The following is a 15,981-nucleotide window of genomic DNA, read 5'->3' on the forward strand; positions in this document are numbered from 1 at the left end:
GTTGCCCTGCTATTACTTTCGGAGGTGGACAGTTATGAATCATCGTGTACAACCTATTATTGCTGTATTAATTGCGCTGGGAGCGTTCGGTTTCCTCTATGTGCTGGTAACCAATCCCGGAGAAATGGCAAAAATGGCGATAACCGTCATCTTGGCAGGTATCATTATTTATTTTATTGTGAAATATGTAATGAAGCGAAATACTGGAAGTGAAGGAGCGGCTTTTAAAAAAGCGGCCAAACAATCGCGGCGCCGGCTGAAAGAACAAAAAGCAAAGCACCGCGCCGGGCATAAAGGACGGGTGAGCCATCTGCGAAGCGTTCCGAGCGCCAGCAAACCTAAGCCGATGATTCTCAAGAAAAAAAGCCAGACGCAGCTGACTGTCATAGAAGGAAAAAAAAATAAAAAGAAAAACAGAGCGCTTTTTTAATAGGTCCACTGCTTTAAAAACTGCTCTGTCCGACTTTTACCTAGCTCAATCAGGGCTAGTTTTTTTTGTTGTGTTAAATGAAATTCGGTCGCCATCACGTTGTCAACCGGAAGAAAAATGATATTTTGCTCATAGCGTGACGCGATATGTCTTGCGTCATGCGCATCCTTCATCGTTTCAAACAGAGCGCCAAACAGTTCGAAAGCGTTTCCGATATTTTTTTTCGGCCGCTCCCTTTCATTCGGCGCAAGCGTCACCCCGATAACAGGTCGTTTTCTTTCTTTAGAAAACAGCCATATGGGAAAATTGCTTAAAACGCCCCCATCCACTACGGTGGCAGTTCCTGTATCTGTTTTTAATTTTATTGGTTCAAAAAAATAGGGAATGCTGCAGCTCATTCTTACCGCTCTGGCAACCGGAAACATATCCGGATTTAACCCGTAGCGGACCAAGTCGTCCGGCAGCACGATCATTGTACCGTTTGTCAGATCCGAAGCGATGAGCCGCAAAGAGCCTTTTTTCAAATCGCCAAAGACGCGTACGCCTTTCGCTCTTAAAAGGTCGGCGATCCACTTTTCTAATGTGTCTCCTTTAAACAAGCCCAAACGCCAGTAAATGGACACCCATTGGAGCATTTTTAAGGGGAGAAATGAGTATCGCTGGTCCAGCAGCCTCTCTCCGTCCACTTCTTCAATCAAAGCGTGAATTTCCTTGCTCGAATAACCTGATGCAATAAAAGCGGCAATAACGGCGCCGGCGCTTGTGCCGGCAAGCCGTGCAAAGCGGAAGCCTTTTTCCTCAAGCGCTTCATAAGCGCCGGCAAGCGCCACGCCTTTTACCCCTCCGCCAGAAAACACACCGTCAATATACATCCCATACCCTCCCCCTCCATCCAATGGCTTACTATCATTTTAAGAAAAAACGCGAAGAAATAGACCAATGAATGAAGCAGGGCGCATTTCATCAAAAAAAGGCGGCCTCCTTTGAGACCCGCCTTTTTACTGATTATGATGTTCTGTTTTCTTTTGGATTGATTTCAGCTCTTTTTTACGCGCATCGTCTTCTTCAAAATATTGAACAAGATCACCGATGCGATCAATGCTGTTCCAGCTTAAATGATGCTCGATTCCTTCGACATCGTTATATATTTTCTCTTCATCAACACCAATGATTCTTAAAAACTGCTCAAGCAATTCATGTCTGTATACTAGCCGTTTGCCTATTTTCTTTCCTTTAGACGTTAGCACGAGACCGCGATATTTTTCATAAATTAAATATTCGTCTTTATCTAGTTTTTGAACCATTTTTGTTACAGAGGAGGGGTGGACTGCCAATGCTTCCGCGATATCAGAAACCCTTGCATATCCTTTTTCTTCAATCAGCATATAAATCTGTTCAATATAATCTTCCATACTTGGTGTCGTCATCGAAACCCTCCCAAAAAGCACCTTAACTTTATAAATCATTACAAGTTTACACTAATGAACTTGAAAAAACAAGGATGCTCTGCAGGCCAAAAAGCCCTTTTTACCGCTTATAATTCCATTCATCAGAAGCATATTTTGTTTCTGCCAAGTCCTGAACAAAATCAAGCTCTTCCTGGGATAATTCGTACGGCTCCAAGTGAATATTCAAGCCGGTTTCAAATCCGGATTTAAAAGCCTTGCGTGCATCGTCCATCGTCACCGGGTGATCGGTGAGTTCATTAATCGCAACCGCTTTATTTTTAAAATTGCGCTGCATCCGCTCTCTGACTCTTTCACTCGGATACAAAAACAGATCAAACAGCTTGTCCTCATCCAAATCAAGCAGAATGGAGCCGTGCTGAAGGATGACGCCTTTTTGTCTCGTTTGCGCGCTTCCCGCCACCTTGCGCCCCTCCACAACAAGCTCATACCAGGACGGCGCGTCAAAACAAACGGATGACCGCGGGTTCTTTAAGCTTTCTTTTTCTTTTTCGGTTCTCGGAATGGCAAAATAAGCGTCCAGACCAAGATTTCTAAAGCCTTGAAGTATGCCTTCTGAAATAACCCGATATGCCTCGGTTACAGTCGCCGGCATTTCCGGATGATCCTCAGAAACGATTACGCTGTATGTCAATTCCTGATCGTGGAGCACCCCTCTTCCTCCGGTCGGGCGTCTGACAAATCCAAGATTATACTTATGTACTGCTTCAAAATTGATTTCCTTTTTAATATTTTGAAAATAACCTACAGAAAGCGTCGCCGGATTCCAGCCGTAAAAACGGATGACCGGAGGAATTTTCTTTTCACTGTGCCAATATAAAAGCGCTTCATCAAGCGCCATATTGAAAGCCGGGCTTGCATTTCCTGAGTCTATAAACCGCCAAGTTTCTTTTTCCATTTTGAGACCTTCCTTACCGTTTTAATAGAATCAGTTTAACAAACTGCCGGGAAAATGAAAAATATTTTAGTTCCATTATGGATGACAATCACGCCGTGCTTTACTATAATAGTATTTGTCGAAAACGTCTCTATGCCCTTGTTTAAAGAAGCAGGGTTTTGATTTTATACGTTAAAGGAGTAGAATCACATTGTCTAATATGATCGTTTTAATTATTTTTGCTGCGTTTATCGTCTATATGATTGCTTCATATGTCTATCAGCAGCGAATTATGAAAACACTTTCGGAAGAAGAATTCCGCGCTGGTTACCGCAAAGCGCAGCTTATCGACGTTCGTGAACCGAATGAATTTGATGGCGGACATATTTTAGGCGCCCGCAACATTCCGCTTTCTCAGCTGAAACAGAGAAAAAATGAAATCCGGCCGGACAAGCCTGTCTATCTGTACTGCCAGAACAGTGTCCGCAGCGGACGCGCGGCACAAACCCTGCGCAAAAACGGCTGCACTGAGATTTATAACCTTAAGGGCGGCTTTAAAAAATGGGGCGGAAAAATTAAAGCCAAAAAATAAAAAAACAGCTGTCTGATATCAGACAGCTGTTTTTTTATTTTACAAGTTCGCTGCTTACGTTTTTCTCGTATCTAAGTACAGGCTGTCTGGCTGCTTTTGTTTCATCCATTCTTTTGACGATTGTTGTATGCGGAGCCTCCTGTACGAGCTCCGGAGTTTCCTCTGCTTCTTTCGCAATTTGGATCATAGCATCAATAAATGCATCCAGTGTTTCCTTGGATTCTGTCTCTGTCGGCTCAATCATGATGCACTCCTCAACATTAAGCGGAAAATAAATTGTAGGCGGATGATAGCCGAAATCGAGCAGCCGTTTTGCAATATCCAGCGTACGCACCCCAAGCTTTTTCTGGCGTTTCCCTGACAATACAAATTCGTGCTTGCAATGGCGGTCAAACGGCAGATCGTAATAAGGGGCAAGCTTTCTCATCATATAGTTGGCGTTCAGCACCGCGTTTTCAGTAACGGCCTTTAACCCGTCCGGGCCCATAGAGCGGATATACGTATATGCTCTGACATTGATGCCGAAGTTGCCGTAATAAGGCTTAACACGGCCGATCGCGTGAGGGCGGTCATAGTCAAAAGTAAATCGACCTTCTTTTTTGATTAAAACGGGTTTTGGCAGATAAGGAATCAGATCTTCTTTTACGCCAACCGGACCTGAACCCGGACCGCCTCCGCCGTGAGGCCCTGTGAAGGTTTTATGCAAATTAAGATGCACCACATCAAATCCCATATCACCGGGTCTCGCTTTACTTAACACGGCATTTAAATTAGCGCCGTCATAATACAGCTTTCCTCCGGCTTGGTGAACGATTTCCGCCATCTCGGTGATCTGTTCCTCAAATAATCCGAGTGTATTCGGATTCGTCAGCATAAGAGCTGCGGTTTCTTCATTCACCGCTCTTTTTAAATCCTCTAAATCAACAAGCCCGTTTTCATTCGATTTCACCGTCACCGTTTCAAAACCGGCAACTGTTGCAGACGCAGGATTTGTCCCATGAGCTGAATCGGGGACAATGACCTTTGTCCGTTTCATATCTCCGCGCGCCTCATGATAAGCGCGGATCATCATCAGTCCCGTCCATTCGCCATGCGCCCCCGCCGCGGGCTGAAGCGTGACCTCATCCATTCCCGTAATTTCTTCGAGATGCTTGCTTAAGTCATATAAAAGCTCCAAAGCGCCTTGCACTGTGTCTTCGTCCTGAAGAGGATGAATCGCGGCAAAACCGGGAATCCGCGCGATTTTTTCATTCAATTTCGGATTGTATTTCATTGTACAGGAACCGAGCGGGTAAAAGCCCGAATCAACCCCGTGGTTCCGTCTGGACAATGCTGTGTAATGCCGCATAATATCCAGCTCAGAAACCTCCGGCAGCTCTGCGTCCTCATCACGGATATAGCTGTCTGACAAGAGGTCCTCCACTTCCATTTCCGGTATGTCAAGCTCCGGCAGACTGTAGCCGACACGGCCTTCTCTTGAAAGCTCAAAAATAAGTGCCTGATCCTGATTATTCATGGCGATCCCCCAATTCCTGAATGAGTGCGTCAATTTCTTCTTTTGTTCTCAGCTCTGTTACGGCAATAAGCATATGGCGGTCAAGCTCCGGGTACGTCAGACCCAAATCGTAGCCGCCGATGATTCCATTTGTCAGCAATCTTTTGTTTACCGATTTCACAGGTTCATCTAGTTTGATAACGAATTCGTTAAACATCGGCCCGTCAAACATTACGGTGAGCCCCGCTTTTTTCGCTTCTTGCTTAGCATAATTGGCTTTTAAGAGATTTTGGCGGGCGATTTCTTTTACGCCGTTTTTCCCGAGAGCCGTCATGGCGACGGAAGCGGCCAGTGCGTTTAAAGCCTGGTTCGAGCAGATGTTTGACGTCGCCTTATCCCTGCGAATATGCTGCTCTCTGGCTTGCAAGGTAAGCACAAAACCTCTTTTTCCGTTTTCATCCTCCGTTTGTCCAACGAGGCGGCCCGGCACCTTTCTCATTAATTTTTTCGTGACGGCAAAAAATCCGCAATGGGGTCCGCCGTATGCGGAAGGAATCCCGAATGGCTGTGCGTCGCCAACCACAATATCGGCCTGAAAAGCGCCCGGCGGGGTCAGAAGTCCCAATGCAAGCGGATTGGCTGAGACAATAAACATGGATTTTCCCTGATGAGCGATCGGCTCAATATCCTTCAATGGCTCAACCAGACCAAAAAAGTTCGGGTACTGCACAATGACTGCCGCCGTATCGTCACAAACGGTTTCGCGCAAAGCATCAAGATCAGTCACTCCATTTGCGGCAGGGACTTCAACAACTTCAATATACTGTCCTTTTGCATATGTTTTCAGCACTTCTCTCGATTCAGGGTGCACGGTTGTTGACACCACAATTTTTTTCTTTTTCGTATGTCCGGAGGCAAGCATCGCAGCTTCCGCCAAGGCTGTTCCGCCATCATACATAGAAGAGTTGCTGATATCCATGCCAGTTAATTCACAAATCATCGTTTGAAACTCGAAAATCGCCTGAAGCTCCCCTTGAGAAATTTCCGGCTGATATGGTGTATAAGCTGTATAAAACTCAGACCTTGAAATGACATGATCCACAATAACCGGCTGATAATGATCATATACACCGGCGCCTAAGAAAGATGCGTATTGAACGGTATCACAGTTTTTAGACGCCAGCTTTGTCAGTTCTTTTGTTAATTCTGTTTCTGATTTTGCCTTTTTGAATTGATACTCTTTTTTGAATCTGACGTTCTCAGGTATATCGGCGAATAAATCATCGATCGTGTTTGCGCCGATGGCATCAAGCATTTCCTGTTTATCCTTTTCTGTCGCGGGCAAATAGCGGTGCTTCATGTGTTGACCCCTCTCCAAAGAAAAATTTTTAGCGTTTATAAAATGGTGTTTTAACTACCTTTGCTTTCACTAATTTTTTGCGAATCTCCACTTCTACAACAGTTCCGATCTCACTCGCTCCAGCATCAACCAAGGCAAGGCCCACGTTTTTCCCCAATGTCGGTGACTGGGTGCCTGTTGTCACCTTTCCGACGGACTTGCCGCTTTGAAACACTTCATATCCGTGTCTCGGTATTCCTTTTTCAATCATTTCAAGACCGACGAGCTTTCGTTTCGCCCCGTTTTCTTTCTGTTCACTCAATACAGACTTCCCGAAAAAATCAGATTCTTTTTTGTGTTTTACGGCAAAGCCTATACCTGCTTCAACCGGCGTGATATCCCGAGTCAGCTCCTGGCCATAGAGCGGGAGCTTCGCTTCAAATCTGAGCGTATCACGCGCCCCTAGCCCGCATGGCATAAGCCCATGTTCTTCACCCGCTTCAATGATTTGTTTCCAAATTCGGACTGCGTCATCAGTACGGCAGTAAATTTCGAACCCGTCTTCACCCGTATAGCCGGTGCGCGAAATGAGTGCTTTGCAGCCGCTGATATCAGCTTCATCAATAAATGCAAATGGTTTTAAAGCAGACACATCTGAAGCTGTCAGATTTTTTAAGATTGTTTCTGCCTTCGGGCCCTGCACGGCCAAAAGCGCAATCTGATCTGACAAATTGTCAATCTGGACATCTCCTGCTGCGTGTTCTTTGAGCCAAGCAAGATCTTTATCTATATTTGAAGCATTTATGACAAGCAAATAGCGGTTTTCAGCTTTTTGATAGATGAGTAAATCATCAACGGTGCCGCCATCCGGATAGCACATCGCGGTATATTGCGCACGGCCGGTTTTTAACGCGGATACATCATTTGTCATCAGCTTTTGTAAAAAAGACAGACTGTCATCCCCCGTGATTTCGACTTCCCCCATATGAGATACATCAAACAGCCCGGCTGCTGTTCGGACAGCCTCATGCTCTTTTTTGATTGAAGAAAATTGAACAGGAAGCTCCCAGCCTCCGAAATCAATCGTTTTCCCTCCATATTCCTTATACAATTCAAATAACGGTGTTCTTTTCAGCATCAAATTCCTCCCCTTTTTCAACGGCGCAGCTAAAAAAACATACAAAAAAGGACAGAGAAACACCTCATATTAAATGAAGGTTCTCTGTCCTGGCACCTGAAAGTTTACTTTGCAATAGCAAAGACGTCCCCTTTGGTGGCTTGCGCATTTCACACAAACACTCTCCAGAGTTGCGTCGAGCAAGAGTTCTTTTGCCTGAGAGATTCACTCCGCAGTTTGCTCCTTCGGCGCCTGTATCCCGGTTTTCTCGGTCAGGTCTCTCCCCTTGCTGTCATTCGCTCATATTTTCATGCTGTTATGGACATACTATAGCAATATCTTACATCAAATACATACTCATATCCTACCATCATCACTATATGCGGGGCAACAGCAATTTGGGCGGATTTTTCTTATATTGTTCATTTAAAAAATTGAAGAATATGAAAGGCGGTTTCACAGCAATGAATGCAGAAATCACATATGACACAAAATGGCCTGAAGAATTTGCCGAAAGACTGAAAAACGACGGTCCGTGGTCAAACTGGGAGCTGTACAAGCTTTCATCAGAAATCCAGAAAACATTGGCGATTCCTGAATTTGAAGGCTTGCGGGCCCCATTATATCTCCCTTCCTTCACTCCGCTTCCCCATCAGCTTGAGGTTGCGCAGAAGGTTGTTGAAAAAATGAACGGAAAAGCGATTTTAGCAGATGAAGTGGGGCTCGGCAAAACTGTTGAAGCCGGACTGATTCTAAAAGAATATATGATTCGCGGGTTAGCCAAAAAAATTCTGATCCTTGTGCCAGCTTCTCTTGTTTCGCAGTGGGTGAAAGAGCTTCAGGAAAAATTTTTGATTCCGGCTGTTGAGCAAAAGAAAAGCTATGTGTGGGAGCAGTGCGATATCGTCGTGTCCTCCATCGATACGGCAAAGCGCTCGCCCCACCGGGAAATTGTGCTGTCAATCCCATATGATCTCGTCATTATTGATGAGGCCCACAAGCTGAAAAATAGCAAAACAAAGAACTATGAATTTGTGCGGAATCTTGTGAAAAAATACTGCCTGCTGCTGACTGCGACGCCAATCCAAAACCGGGTTGAAGAAATATTCAATTTGGTTTCATTATTAAAGCCTGGTCATTTAGGCAATCAGAATCACTTTCAAGAAATGTTTTCTAAAAAGAAATCCAGCTTAGAAGCACATGATCATTTAAAAGATCTAGTGAATAAAGTCATGATTCGCAACAGGCGGCATGACACCGGGCTGAATTGGAAGCAGCGCCGCGTCGAAACAGTGCCGATTGAATTTTCTCCATCAGAGCAGGCGCTTTACGATGAGATTTCCCGCCTGAAAGAAAGCATTAACAAACCGACCAGCATGTTCTCCATTATGACACTCCAAAGAGAATGCTGTTCAAGCAGGGAAGCTGTGTACATGACACTGAAAAAAATGCTCGACCAAAAAGAAAAACAGACACCAGCCATTGATGAACACACCATTTCTATATTAATGGACCGCATCAATCAAGTGACGCAAAATTCTAAAGCGAATCAAGTCGTCGATCTGATTAAAAAGATAGACGATAAAGTCATTATTTTTACAGAATACCGTGCCACTCAAATTTATCTGCAGTGGTTTCTTCAGCAACACGGCATCAGCTCTGTGCCGTTCAGAGGCGGATTTAAACGCGGGAAAAAAGACTGGATGAAGGACCTTTTCCGCGGGAAGGTTCAAGTGCTGATTGCAACTGAAGCAGGCGGCGAAGGGATCAACCTGCAGTTTTGCAATCACATGATCAACTATGATTTGCCATGGAATCCGATGCGGCTTGAACAAAGAATCGGAAGAATCCACAGGCTCGGGCAGGAGCGTGACGTCCATATTTATAACATGGCTACCAAACATACAGTGGAAGAGCATATTTTAAAGCTTTTATATGAAAAAATTCATTTATTTGAAAAAGTGGTCGGCGAGCTTGATGACATTTTAACAAAAATTCAAGTCAACAAATTTGAAGAGCACCTGCACGATATTTTGTATCATTCGGCAACCGAAGAAGAAATGAAAATTAAAATGGACAACTTAACCTCATTTTTGTCTTATAAAAAACAGCAGCCCGCTGAAAAAAAAGGTTCTTAGCCGCAAGGAGGTTTTACAAGTGAGACAGCAAGAGGTTCACCAATTTCTGCTTCGTTTTTTCCAGGCAAACAGCTGTCCGATCATCGACCAAGGCCCCGGTTACATAACGGTTCAGCTTACAGTTGAAATGGACAAACAGATCATGAATCGGCCTTTTTACTGGCACTGGCGCGAGAAGACCGGCGGCGACCCGAATCCGATGAAAATGACGTTCATTACAGATAAGGAATCTGCTCCAAAAGACCTAGACGGCGAATTTATTTATTTCGGGGCGCCACGCCTTTTTCAAATATTCAAAGCAGTTAAACAAAATGGGAGATTTACCAGAATGTATGAGAAAATTGAATCAGCCGGAGCGAAAATTCCGCTTCAGCCTTGGCTTGGTATAAATGTCATGATTTCATACCAGTCCGACATGAAAAAGGATAAGCTATTGTCACTAGGTCTTCACCTTGTCTCTGGAACCATGATTGAAGATTTTCAAAGTAAGCTCGTACAGCTTTCATTGACATCACAAATATGTGACTATTGTTTCACCATATCGCCTATGATCAAACCTGAAAGCGGTCTTAAGCGGATGGAGAGCTACATTACCCAAGCCGCTATGCAAGAACCGTCAGACTGGGCAGAGCAGGCGGTAAACAGGTGGCAAAACGATATGAAATTGCTTGATCAGTTTTATGAGCATACAGAAGAAAAACCAGAAGAGTACCATCTTGAAAAACAGGCGTTAAAAGCCTTGTATCAACCAAAGATATCAGTTCAGATCGAGAATGGCGGATTATTTTTTCTGCAAAATAATATTTCGAGCTAACTTTTTTCAGATTCGACATCGTTCTCGTTTTTTTTGGAAAAATGCTATTATAATAAAGGTATATTGGAAAAAAATTCTGGCTATTCAATTGGCAAATGACTTCCAGAGACCACAGAAGGCGTACAATGGTCATGGCCGGACTGGCTGAAATACATAAACAAGTATTTTAGGAGGAGAAACTGCATGAAAAATGCAAAACAAGAGCACTTCGAATTAGATCAAGAATGGGTTGAATTAATGATGGAAGCCAGAGAAGCAAATATCAGCCCTGAGGAAATACGCAAATATTTACTTTTAAACAAAAAGTCTGCTCATCCTGGTCCGGCAGCCAGAAGTCATACCATAAATCCTTTCTGAATGTGCTATAATATCACAAGGAAGGTGATGACATTGATTGGCCAGCGTATTAAACAATACCGTAAAGAAAAAGGCTACTCACTATCAGAACTAGCAGAAAAAGCTGGGGTAGCGAAGTCTTATTTAAGCTCAATAGAACGAAATCTACAAACGAACCCCTCCATTCAATTTCTCGAAAAAGTCTCCGCTGTTCTGGACGTCTCGGTTCATACTTTGCTTGATGAAAAACATGAAACCGAATACGATGGTCAATTAGATAGTGAATGGGAGAAATTGGTTCGCGATGCGATGACATCTGGGGTATCGAAAAAACAATTTCGTGAATTTTTAGATTATCAAAAATGGAGAAAATCCCAAAAAGAGGAGTAGTGCCTGAGCAGAGGCACTTACTCCTCTTTTGTCAATGAACATAAGAATGGCTCAGTACGCATGTACTGAGCCACCTCTTTTTTCTATTAATGTTTATCCTCGCTATGCGCTTTTTCATTTTCTTTAATATAACCGTCTTTATCAGTATGTTCCTTTTTGATTGTCAAGCCATTCCACTGTGTTGCTTCAAATGAGAATTGAAGCTGTAATGAGTTGCCTTGATATTTATTTTGAACCATTTGTCCCTTTTCATCTTTTGTTTTATCGTCTTTAAATTGAATTTCCATTTTAACCTGGTCAAAATCAGTTGGTGTTTTTGGAACACCGTCATATTCAGGAGCGGTTTTACCGTCAATTGTCGCTATATTGACTTTTCCGCTTGCGTTTAAGAATTTAGGATCAATTTGTTTTTTAATTTTTTCAGTCGCCGCAGCATCATTCTTAGAGGACATTAAATATAAGTCTTTAAGGTTGGCATCATCTAAAATGATGTTTTTCGGATAGCCGTTGCCTCCCTCTTTGCCGACTGTCAATAATGTAACCTCAAATTGGCTGAGAAAATCTTCTGGGGATGTATTACTTCCCCCGTTTGCTTTAAATTCTCCATAATTCAGCGCCATTAATACCTCTTTGATCGCAAGTGAGCCGTTATTTTCGAATTGGAAATCTTTCGTCAATTTATCTCCCGGCTTTAGATTTGATAAGTTGACACTGGCTGAATTTTCTTTCGCTGCTAAATCAAGCGTACCTGATGCAAAAGTAGCATCCGTTGATTTAATGTCGTTAAATGCTGCCCATGTTCCTCCTCCTACTAAAGCTAACCCTAGTGCTGCTGATGCAACTCCTAAACTCAATTTCTTTTTCATACCCATGGTAAACTCCCCTTTTATTGAATGATTATATTATCGAAACCTGTTGCCAGGTTTACAACTGATGTTAAGTGGACATCGTATTGTCCTTTGTCTCTGTTTCCAAGGCTTTCGTCTTTCTTTCAATCTCCCTGATCGCACTGCTGATCGTCACAAAGGAGTAGATCAGCAGCATAACGCCGGGAACAATCAGTAAAATAGCTGTGCCGATCGGCTGACTGGCAAAATGAAGCATGTAGCCGGCATAAGGAAGCTGAAAACCTGTATATTGCGCGCGGACATTTTCATCCGACACAGGCGCAGAATCAGCTGCGGTGTTATTATCCCCTTTTGTTTGGAATAACAAATGATCGCCTTGCTTTTTCATATCAATAATTCTATGAGTCACCGCTGTGTCTGCATCCTGCATAAATGTGATCACGTCGCCCTTTTGGAGCTCTTTCACATCTGTGATTTCTTTAACGAGAATTAATGAGCCCGTTTTAAATTCAGGGTCCATTGAGCCAGACAGTACTGATTTCAGCGTGTATCCGAACACTGCCGGCTCTCCCCCTGATGAACGTGTTGATATGACAACTAGCGTTAACACAATAATCAGAGTAAAGATGATTACGTAAAGGATATTACTGATCAGCTTTAATGCTTTCTTCATCCTCTTCCCCGCTTTCCTTCTGAACTGGTTGATTTTCTTTGTCTTCAGTTACGGCTTTGTCAGCTGTTTTTTCTTTATCTGTTTTGTCTTTTCTGTCACTGTCTGCTTGATTGTGCTGTTTTTTCACAGCCGGCTGACTTTCCTTTTTCGGTGTCGTCGGTTTTTCGTCACACTTCACAATTGTCATTGGATCCGACCACTCAGACTTGCTTCCGTCCGCCGGATAGCCGGCCGGTTTATATACTTTAAACACATAAATGCCGGATTTCACTTTTTTATTTGTTTCAATTTTGTAAAGTGATTCGCCTATTTGGTTGGAAACGTATCCTTTATCTATTACGTTCCCGTCTTTTAGCGGTTTGCGGGTGTTTGCCAGTTTATGAAGCTCCCACTTCCATTTCGATTTCTTAAGTTTCTCGCCTCTGTTTTCCAGCTCGGCAAATAGACGAACAGGGGAACAGACAGTACCTTTTGTATCTGTTTGATTCACCACGTGTAAATCACTTTGGTCCCACCGTTTATCGTAATGACAGTTTTTATCTGTATGCTGAAAGTTCTCACACGTTTGAAGCGAAACATCAAAGTTTTCAATATCATAAAAAGCAGCGCTTGTATCTCCGGTAAATTGTAAGCATATGGCGGCTGTCAGACTGAATATGGCTGAAAGCTGAAAAACAAGCAACACTCTTAATTTTGTCTTAGCCTTATGCTGATTGCGGAACAATCGAAACATACCTTACCCCCTGTAAAACACTGTAACTTGATGTGATAATCGTTCTCTTTTAAGAACCACACAAACTGAGTATAATCAACGATTGAAGGATTTAAAAACACCAAAATCCGTCATTTTGTTCGTTTAAAAGAATGTTTTCATCATATTGCATAGCCTTACTCAATATTGCTCACCTTTTTAAGTTTTTAGAATTTTTTGGGATTGTTATGTGAGAAATTAAACGCATATCCGGTTAACATTTGGCAATAATAAACAACAAAGAAAGGGTGACGGCTTATGATCAAACAATGTGTGATTTGTCTGTCTCTTCTCGGTTTCGGCACCAGTGCCGCTCAAGCAGAAGAAGGGCCGCTTGTAACCGCCCGCCACATGTCAAAATGGGAAGAGCTTGCTGTAAAAGAAGCAAAAAAAAGGTACCCGCTCGCACAGGTACTGGTTAAACAAAAAGTTTGGGACCGCAAAAGAAAAGACGAAGCTGTGAAGCAATATCATTTAACCCTGAGAGAAGGCTCAAAGGAATTCGGCGTGTTTGTCACAATTTCTTTCGATCCTCATAGTCAAAAGGTGAATAAAATTGCAATTTTAGAAGAATATCAATAAGGTCCTCCATGTGAAGGACCTTGTTCGTTATATTGGTACAATTTATTTTTTTCTTTTCAGCCATAACCTAAAACCATAAGGTAAAATACCGAACCAATGCTGAGAAGCAGGCGTTTTTGTTTCTTTTCGAACCTCTTTTCGTTCTTTTCGCTCATCTTTTGGAGTGTCTATATATTTCACAAATTGCTGAGTCATATATTTGACATAATCATTCGTTTTCACGTGATCACCTCATCATTCAGTTATTATGAAGTGTTGGCTCACACGACTTTTTTTATACACATACCGCTGGTTTATTCTGTCCAGCTCAGCAGTTTTTTCTGATTTTGATCGAACAGCAGCTGAGCGCTTTTTTCTGTTCCCGACTCTGTGATGGCTTTAAGAGTGATTTCTTGCTGTTCTTTTATGGTTGTTTTGCGAATGTCATAAGATACATGTCCATATTGAAACTGCTGTGAACCCTTTCGGCCTGGTCTGTGCTCAAGTATATGCCTGATGGATAGAAGCGCGCCATTTTGCAGCAGATTTTCTCCTGTGTAATACTCTTTTGTTTCCTGCTCAAACATATGGCGTGAAACAAATTGAGGGGCGGTGAAATTCACAATCAGCATCACAAGGGCAAATGTAAAAAGAACGGCCGGATAGATAAACCCTTTTGAGTAGTACATTCACCCACCTCCTAACGACGTATATACCGGAAAAGCGGTTTGATACTCTTTATCATTCTCATTCTTGACTTTCAGCCAAAGCATCCCATTTTTAACCCCGGCTTTCATTGTTTTAATATGGTCAAGAATCGGAACATGCCCTTTTCCGTCTACTCTTTTCCTGATCATTGAATGGTAGATTTCAAAACGGACCTCTTGCCCTGACAGATTTCTGCAGATTAAGACGCTGCCATGCTCATCTGTCTGCACTGTCTGCGACTGCTTGCACTCATTCATGATCTGCTCTACCGAAATGACCCATTCCCGCTGCATGAAGCCCTCATTCTCCTGTTGACGTGACAAAAATAGATGAAAGAATATCGCTAACGATCCTGATATGAGCAAATAAGCAGAGAGCGAAAATAATACATTAAGAAGCGTATAGCCAGTCTGTCCGCAAAATGCTGAGGCAAAATGGCTTGTCTTTATAGGCGTCTGATGTGATGCATACGTTTTGATACTTTCCCTCCTCCTCCCATGTCATCGAGTATTTGCTATTGTTCATCGAAACAGTTTGTGACGAATTTCCTTTTCCTGTCAGCATATATTTGCCTATGCTTTCATTAACAAGCTGATAACCCATTTCTCTCGACTCCGCTATATGTTCATCAGCTATCAGCTTGTTCCACAACGGCACGATCGTCAGAAGCATAAACAGCCATATGCTGAGGGCAGCCATTGTTTCAATTGTAGAAAAGCCTTTATTTTCTCTCCACATTCACTCTTCCGCTCCCTAAATAAACTGTTATGTCATAGGCGGCACGCCCTTTTATACGGATTTTCCCGCCTATATTCGGGTGCCCTTTCTCGTTAAATTCCAAGCGGTCTTTTAATGTCAGTAACTCTGCCGAAAGCCCGTTATGATAAGTACGGTCTATAACAGTGTCACCTATGATTAATTGATATTTTTTCTCTTGAAAAAGAATTTTTGTTCTTTGATGATTGGAAATTGCGGTCTGCTGCGCAAGTAAAATATCGTTTTTCAGCTGGGATACTGTCTGCCGTAATGCTGTATTTTCATAAACAGGAGGAAGCGTGGTAAACACCGCAATCAGCATAATAGAGGCGAGGCTTAAAACAAGCAGGCTTTCTAAAAGGTTGAATCCAGCTTCCCCTTTTAATTTAATGTTCAACCTTAACCTCCCCGCCGGTAATGATAATTTGCTTTCCATTTGGACAAACCGCATCTTTTTTCACATAACCTTCTGCCTGTAAATCGCCGAGGCTTGGTGTCTTCCCGTCATGATCGAGTTCATATGCTGTTACCTGCGCCTTTATCATGTTTTGCAGGCCTTCACAGCCCTTTTTCTGAATGGTTTGATTATGTTTTGTTACATTCGGTATGGTGATCAATAGCAAAATAGAAATAATAAAGAGCACGATCAGCATTTCCACAAGTGTAAACCCTTTCTCATTCATCCGCCTC

Annotated in this window: 22 protein-coding genes and 1 riboswitch; of the genes, 7 read left to right on the top strand and 15 right to left on the bottom strand. The window is 42.8% G+C overall.

The genetic code is table 11. The annotated features are described in order from the left end of the window. Nucleotides 1–34 precede the first annotated feature (34 nt). A complete protein-coding gene (locus NYE43_RS12255; RefSeq protein ID WP_044154629.1) occupies nucleotides 35–430 on the top strand; it encodes an SA1362 family protein in 396 nt (131 codons plus the stop codon). Here the strand turns inward: NYE43_RS12255 and NYE43_RS12260 are convergent. From NYE43_RS12260 to lipM, 3 genes are all read right to left on the bottom strand, one after another. Then, nucleotides 427–1,302, bottom strand: a complete 876-nt coding sequence (locus NYE43_RS12260; protein WP_024122028.1) for a patatin-like phospholipase family protein — start codon at nucleotides 1,300–1,302, stop codon at nucleotides 427–429. The two genes, NYE43_RS12255 and NYE43_RS12260, sit on opposite strands and share 4 nt — an antisense overlap. Nucleotides 1,303–1,428: 126 nt before the next feature. Next, on the bottom strand, nucleotides 1,429–1,857 hold the full coding sequence (gene mntR / locus NYE43_RS12265) for a transcriptional regulator MntR (RefSeq protein ID WP_010334908.1): 429 nt from the start codon (nucleotides 1,855–1,857) through the stop codon (nucleotides 1,429–1,431). Nucleotides 1,858–1,957: 100 nt separating this feature from the next. After that, entirely contained in the window at nucleotides 1,958–2,794 is an 837-nt protein-coding gene (lipM, locus tag NYE43_RS12270; protein WP_059335404.1) for an octanoyltransferase LipM, read from the bottom strand. A gap of 190 nt (nucleotides 2,795–2,984) precedes the next feature. Between lipM and NYE43_RS12275 the strand changes: the two genes are divergently transcribed. Further along, nucleotides 2,985–3,365, top strand: a complete 381-nt coding sequence (locus NYE43_RS12275) for a rhodanese-like domain-containing protein (protein WP_095713265.1) — start codon at nucleotides 2,985–2,987, stop codon at nucleotides 3,363–3,365. A 34-nt stretch (nucleotides 3,366–3,399) separates the two neighbouring features. On the opposite strand, the gene gcvPB is transcribed toward NYE43_RS12275, so the two are convergent. The 3 genes from gcvPB to gcvT are packed head-to-tail and all read right to left on the bottom strand — an operon-like array spanning nucleotide 3,400 to nucleotide 7,337. Continuing rightward, nucleotides 3,400–4,881 carry an aminomethyl-transferring glycine dehydrogenase subunit GcvPB gene (gene gcvPB / locus NYE43_RS12280; protein ID WP_095713266.1) on the bottom strand — a complete coding sequence of 494 codons (1,482 nt, stop codon included), beginning with the start codon at nucleotides 4,879–4,881 and terminating at the stop codon, nucleotides 3,400–3,402. Continuing rightward, entirely contained in the window at nucleotides 4,874–6,220 is a 1,347-nt protein-coding gene (gcvPA, locus tag NYE43_RS12285; protein ID WP_095713267.1) for an aminomethyl-transferring glycine dehydrogenase subunit GcvPA, read from the bottom strand. The genes gcvPB and gcvPA overlap by 8 nt, the downstream gene beginning before the upstream one ends. 28 nt (nucleotides 6,221–6,248) lie before the next feature. After that, complete coding sequence (gcvT, locus tag NYE43_RS12290; protein WP_326374311.1) at nucleotides 6,249–7,337, bottom strand: glycine cleavage system aminomethyltransferase GcvT; 1,089 nt, start codon at nucleotides 7,335–7,337, stop codon at nucleotides 6,249–6,251. A 173-nt stretch (nucleotides 7,338–7,510) separates the two neighbouring features. Next, nucleotides 7,511–7,612, bottom strand: a riboswitch (glycine riboswitch). A gap of 168 nt (nucleotides 7,613–7,780) precedes the next feature. Between gcvT and NYE43_RS12295 the strand changes: the two genes are divergently transcribed. From NYE43_RS12295 to sinR, 4 genes are all read left to right on the top strand, one after another. Continuing rightward, on the top strand, nucleotides 7,781–9,454 hold the full coding sequence (locus NYE43_RS12295) for a DEAD/DEAH box helicase (protein WP_341062058.1): 1,674 nt from the start codon (nucleotides 7,781–7,783) through the stop codon (nucleotides 9,452–9,454). A 19-nt stretch (nucleotides 9,455–9,473) separates the two neighbouring features. Beyond that, nucleotides 9,474–10,268 carry a YqhG family protein gene (locus NYE43_RS12300; RefSeq protein WP_101861032.1) on the top strand — a complete coding sequence of 265 codons (795 nt, stop codon included), beginning with the start codon at nucleotides 9,474–9,476 and terminating at the stop codon, nucleotides 10,266–10,268. Between the two features lie 183 nt (nucleotides 10,269–10,451). After that, nucleotides 10,452–10,625: an anti-repressor SinI gene (gene sinI, locus NYE43_RS12305; RefSeq protein WP_024122036.1), complete on the top strand. Its 174-nt coding sequence runs from the start codon at nucleotides 10,452–10,454 to the stop codon at nucleotides 10,623–10,625. A gap of 33 nt (nucleotides 10,626–10,658) precedes the next feature. Beyond that, nucleotides 10,659–10,994, top strand: a complete 336-nt coding sequence (sinR, locus tag NYE43_RS12310) for a transcriptional regulator SinR (protein WP_003226345.1) — start codon at nucleotides 10,659–10,661, stop codon at nucleotides 10,992–10,994. A gap of 86 nt (nucleotides 10,995–11,080) precedes the next feature. Here sinR and tasA read toward each other — a convergent pair whose 3' ends face one another. The 3 genes from tasA to tapA form a co-directional block, all read right to left on the bottom strand. After that, nucleotides 11,081–11,866, bottom strand: a complete 786-nt coding sequence (tasA, locus tag NYE43_RS12315; RefSeq protein WP_024122037.1) for a biofilm matrix protein TasA — start codon at nucleotides 11,864–11,866, stop codon at nucleotides 11,081–11,083. Between the two features lie 64 nt (nucleotides 11,867–11,930). Beyond that, complete coding sequence (gene sipW / locus NYE43_RS12320; protein ID WP_024122038.1) at nucleotides 11,931–12,515, bottom strand: signal peptidase I SipW; 585 nt, start codon at nucleotides 12,513–12,515, stop codon at nucleotides 11,931–11,933. Then, the gene (gene tapA, locus NYE43_RS12325; RefSeq protein ID WP_216394014.1) at nucleotides 12,487–13,248 is read right to left on the bottom strand and encodes an amyloid fiber anchoring/assembly protein TapA; all 762 of its coding nucleotides are present in this window, start codon (nucleotides 13,246–13,248) and stop codon (nucleotides 12,487–12,489) included. Before tapA ends, sipW begins: the two co-directional genes overlap by 29 nt. A 276-nt stretch (nucleotides 13,249–13,524) precedes the next feature. Between tapA and NYE43_RS12330 the strand changes: the two genes are divergently transcribed. Next, nucleotides 13,525–13,848: a YqzG/YhdC family protein gene (locus NYE43_RS12330; RefSeq protein WP_024122040.1), complete on the top strand. Its 324-nt coding sequence runs from the start codon at nucleotides 13,525–13,527 to the stop codon at nucleotides 13,846–13,848. 42 nt (nucleotides 13,849–13,890) lie between these two features. On the opposite strand, the gene NYE43_RS12335 is transcribed toward NYE43_RS12330, so the two are convergent. The 6 genes from NYE43_RS12335 to comGC form a co-directional block, all read right to left on the bottom strand. Beyond that, the gene (locus tag NYE43_RS12335) at nucleotides 13,891–14,070 is read right to left on the bottom strand and encodes a YqzE family protein (protein WP_003236949.1); all 180 of its coding nucleotides are present in this window, start codon (nucleotides 14,068–14,070) and stop codon (nucleotides 13,891–13,893) included. Between the two features lie 71 nt (nucleotides 14,071–14,141). Next, the gene (comGG, locus tag NYE43_RS12340) at nucleotides 14,142–14,516 is read right to left on the bottom strand and encodes a competence type IV pilus minor pilin ComGG (RefSeq protein ID WP_106020094.1); all 375 of its coding nucleotides are present in this window, start codon (nucleotides 14,514–14,516) and stop codon (nucleotides 14,142–14,144) included. Further along, nucleotides 14,517–14,900: a competence type IV pilus minor pilin ComGF gene (gene comGF, locus NYE43_RS12345; RefSeq protein ID WP_038954226.1), complete on the bottom strand. Its 384-nt coding sequence runs from the start codon at nucleotides 14,898–14,900 to the stop codon at nucleotides 14,517–14,519. Between the two features lie 25 nt (nucleotides 14,901–14,925). Beyond that, nucleotides 14,926–15,273: a competence type IV pilus minor pilin ComGE gene (comGE, locus tag NYE43_RS12350; RefSeq protein ID WP_103672267.1), complete on the bottom strand. Its 348-nt coding sequence runs from the start codon at nucleotides 15,271–15,273 to the stop codon at nucleotides 14,926–14,928. Then, entirely contained in the window at nucleotides 15,257–15,688 is a 432-nt protein-coding gene (gene comGD, locus NYE43_RS12355) for a competence type IV pilus minor pilin ComGD (protein ID WP_341062064.1), read from the bottom strand. Before comGD ends, comGE begins: the two co-directional genes overlap by 17 nt. After that, entirely contained in the window at nucleotides 15,678–15,974 is a 297-nt protein-coding gene (gene comGC / locus NYE43_RS12360) for a competence type IV pilus major pilin ComGC (protein WP_010334925.1), read from the bottom strand. Before comGC ends, comGD begins: the two co-directional genes overlap by 11 nt. Nucleotides 15,975–15,981: the final 7 nt, after the last annotated feature.

The organism is Bacillus sp. FSL R5-0434 (assembly GCF_038004745.1).
Taxonomy (GTDB): Bacteria; Bacillota; Bacilli; order Bacillales; family Bacillaceae; genus Bacillus; species Bacillus halotolerans.